Consider the following 3,621-nt stretch of genomic DNA (forward strand, 5'->3'; position numbering starts at 1 on the left):
ACTGATGCTGCCGTTGTTGAATGCTAATTTAATGATTTTTTAAACCCTGTCAATACTGTTTTTAATAACATGTTTTTATTCTCAGTATAATTGGCGCGCCAGGATAATTAGCAAGCTAAATATAGTTCGTTACACCGTCTACAAAGTCATTAATAACCCTTACTAGTTTACTGACTGACAGAATTACTACGCCAAGCTACGTATCTCAACGCATCACACGCTGCCTGACTGATACCACCAAGTTGGAGGAAACCGTGTATCACTCCGGACCAGCGTTGGCAGGTGCAGATGACTCCTTGTTCTGTCAGTCGCTGATACAAAGCTTCACCTTCATCACATAACGGATCGTACTCAGCGGTGATGATATGCACTGGCGGTAAGCCTTTAAAATCGTCCCGCCACAGTGGGCTGGCCTCAGGATGCAAACGTTCAGTATGCGACAGATACATATCATACCCGGTCAGCAAAGTATCGCGAGTTATCACATAATCCAACCCATTGCGGGTATAGCTTTCAAAATGAATTGTCGCGTCAAGCATCGGGTAAATAAGGATAAGCTGGCGTGGCTGCCATTGGGCCGCGGCTTTCAGCCGCAGAGCGGTGACAAAAGCCAGATGGCCACCTGCACTATCGCCGGAAAGGGTAATACACGAACGATCAACACCGAGTTTGTCTGCGTATTGCCAGATAAGGTTTGCCCCTTTTTCGGCGTCATCATGTGCGGCTGGAAAAATATGCTCGGGGGCAAGGCGGTACTCGATGGCAATCACCCGGCAGTTGCCGTAATAAGCAAGCTGACGTAGCTGTTTATCATGAGTGGAAAAGCCGCCACTAACGAAACAGCCGCCGTGATAGTAGATAAGTGTGGGAAGACTACCCGCAGTATTCAGGGGTGAAACGACCCGAAAGCGGGATCCTTCAAGCGTTATATCTTCTATCTGAACACGCGTTTCCGTTTCCCCGGCCAAAACTGTACTGGCAACATAGTTAGCCCGCCTGTCAGTAATATGGAGATCTCTGATCGAGGGACGCCCCTGGGCGATAAAGTCCTGCACCAGTTCCTGAATACCTTTTTCCAGCATCATTTTTCGCCCTAAATCTGTATAAAAACCCAGTCTTATACACTGAAACTATTCAAATTAAAATGGTGGATGACCCAATATCACATGAAAATTGGGTGAACCATCGGTACTATCAAAAATCGGATATCATAGAGGCTATGAGGATTTCGCGTAAAGGGCCACTGGGGTTAAAAGTGCGGTAAACCGTCTAAAGATACCCAAAGGATAAAATTCGATTTTTGAAGTCCTCTATTAAACCCCAAAAATGAGTCTCATATGTTTTGATATTTCCGTCTGTTAATTTCTTAACGTTGTTTGTCGTACGAGTGAATCTCAAGCCTCGCTGACATCCCACGGTTGGTTAATGATCTGCATATTCACAAGAATTTGTACTGTTAGTACTGAGTATTTCATTCAGAACCTAAAAATTCAGTAATCGCATTTGTCACAGCCTGAGCAGCTTCAATCGTCGGATGATGACCTACGTTGGCTAAGGTGAGCAGTAATGCTTTTGGAATCGCGGCAGCCATTTCATGGCTAAGAGCCACGGGCGTTGCAGTATCGCTTTCGCCGCAAATAATCAGCGTTGGTACCATGATACAGGCAAGCAATTCCCGCACATCACCCCGGGTAAAAACGGCAGCATCTAGAGCAAGCACCAACCCTGATCGATTATGAGCCAGCATAATTGCCCTTTCGTGGATGACCTCAGCATGATTTTTTAATAACCACTCTTTGCCATTAATATGGCGCTGAATAGCAGAAAATATCGCTTCACGTTCTCGTTCAGAACCATTAAGTAAAATCTCGCGCTGCCTACGCCAGTTATCCAACCGTTCAGGAAACTCTTCTCTGGCAGAGGTGCCGATAAGCACCAATTTGGAGATTATTTCCGGATAAAGAGCGGCAAGCCTGATACCAACCATTCCACCCTGGCTTTGTCCAATAAACGTGACGTCTCCCAGCGAGAGTTCCTTAATCATCAACACCAAATCCTGGCTGATACTGTCTGAACGGCATGAGTGGTGCACCCGTGCTTCAGATTATGAAAAACATCAATACTGGCGCGCTGACCCTGAGAGCAGTGGGCATATTCAAGGAACATCATAGGAAAAAAGAGAAGCTTCTCGTTGCCAGCACACTCAGCCAGTTCTCATCTGAACTCATTGCGCTCAGTGAATGAATGCTCAACCCGTTAAATATCGGTGATTCCGCATACGTAAATTAAAGGTCCCAAAACATGTCTATATCTACCATCGCGCTGATCGGTGCATCAGCCGCACTTTCAGCGGCACTGTTCAAGGACAAAGACTCCCGGGTTAAGGACGTCATTGATTTTGCAAAATCCTCCCCAGAGGACTTCCAGTCATCCGCGTACTACACCATCATCCGCAATGACATTAATGCCTACATCACTGGCATCAAAGACCATAAATTTCATCATGTTTTGTTAGATATCATGGCATGGGGAAATAAACCCATTGGTTATTTTGGCAGACTGGAAGGCCGTCTGGAGATTAACGTCACCGGTCAGCTAAATATAAAAGAGATGACATGGTTCCAGTCTTTCATCTCTGAATTCTTTAGCAAAACGGGTAGCATTTCAAATTTCATTTTGTCGCTCTGTTTCGCGGGACTGGCATTATTCGCCATTGAGTACGGCGCAGCGAAAGAAACATGGCAGCAAGCTTTTTCGCTCGTATTCTCGGCACTCGCAGGGTTCATGCTCTATAACTGGTTTAACATCATTGCCTCGACCTGGAAACAACATGCCCACAAGAAAGAGCTGAAAGAATATGCCTCTTTTCTGCAACATTATGCTGAAGAAAAACAGAAAGAGGCTGCTTCAGCAACTCCGGAGGCTCTGACGCCTAAGGCTAATACCCTCTGATGTAGTCCTATTCAGACCGTACCCAAGAGCAGCCGGAAATGTCAGGTATGGGCTTTGCTTTATACAGTATGGGCGAGGCTGACGCGCGAGATGCATTTTGACGTTAGCACGGTTACTTTCAGGAAAATACGGACCCGGTTCATCAGCGGATGGCGATAGCCGCCGTAGCAACTTCGATTTCCCACCCGTCGACCTCGATCGGGCCTGGCAATGCGTTGCCGAAATGCGTGTCATTGCAGAAAGACACGGCGTATCTGTCGGCCGCATAGCGCTTGCCTGGTTACTGGTCAGGCCATATGTCACCAGCGTCATTATCGGCGTCAAGCGTATCGATCAGCTCGACGACAACCTCGGCGCAGCAGATATCATTCTGACAGCAGAGGAATTGGTGCGACTGGATGCAGTAAGCGCTCTGCCTCCTTATTATCCGGGATGGATGATTGAGCATCAGGACGCCGCTCGCCGCCAGGCATCCTCTAGCCCTCAGAAACTGAATGTGATTAAAACGTTGTAAAAAACCCTATCCCGTTGCTTGCATGTTTGCCTGTATAACTGCATTGCGCTGGAATAAACCATGTCTAACAAAAGAGAGAAAGAAATGAATAAAGGTTATTTGATCGCGCATGTCACCGTATCGGACGCTGTTGCCTACGCCGAATATGCCAAGGC

The 3,621-nt window shown here is 46.8% G+C and carries 3 protein-coding genes and 1 pseudogene; 2 read left to right on the forward strand and 2 right to left on the reverse strand.

What is annotated here, in order from left to right:
- Nucleotides 1–167: 167 nt before the first annotated feature.
- Nucleotides 168–1,085 carry an alpha/beta hydrolase gene (locus V1952_RS20570; protein WP_042569332.1) on the reverse strand — a complete coding sequence of 306 codons (918 nt, stop codon included), beginning with the start codon at nt 1,083–1,085 and terminating at the stop codon, nt 168–170.
- A 386-nt stretch (nt 1,086–1,471) separates the two neighbouring features.
- Entirely contained in the window at nt 1,472–2,092 is a 621-nt protein-coding gene (locus V1952_RS20575) for an alpha/beta fold hydrolase (RefSeq protein WP_420075434.1), read from the reverse strand.
- Between the two features lie 209 nt (nt 2,093–2,301).
- Between V1952_RS20575 and V1952_RS20580 the strand changes: the two genes are divergently transcribed.
- On the forward strand, nt 2,302–2,952 hold the full coding sequence (locus tag V1952_RS20580) for a hypothetical protein (protein WP_050074773.1): 651 nt from the start codon (nt 2,302–2,304) through the stop codon (nt 2,950–2,952).
- Nucleotides 2,953–3,064: 112 nt separating this feature from the next.
- Nucleotides 3,065–3,466, forward strand: a pseudogene (locus V1952_RS20585) (aldo/keto reductase); the annotation flags it as partial.
- Nucleotides 3,467–3,621 lie beyond the last annotated feature (155 nt).

The sequence above is a fragment of the Yersinia sp. 2542 StPb PI genome (assembly GCF_048593855.1).
GTDB classification, from domain to species: Bacteria; Pseudomonadota; Gammaproteobacteria; order Enterobacterales; family Enterobacteriaceae; genus Yersinia; species Yersinia enterocolitica_E.

Coding starts and splice junctions, on each gene's coding strand:
- V1952_RS20580 (WP_050074773.1), top strand. CDS start 2,302: ATGTCTATATCTACCATCGCGCTGATCGGTGCATCAGCCGCACTTTCA.
- V1952_RS20570 (WP_042569332.1), bottom strand. CDS start 1,085: ATGATGCTGGAAAAAGGTATTCAGGAACTGGTGCAGGACTTTATCGCC.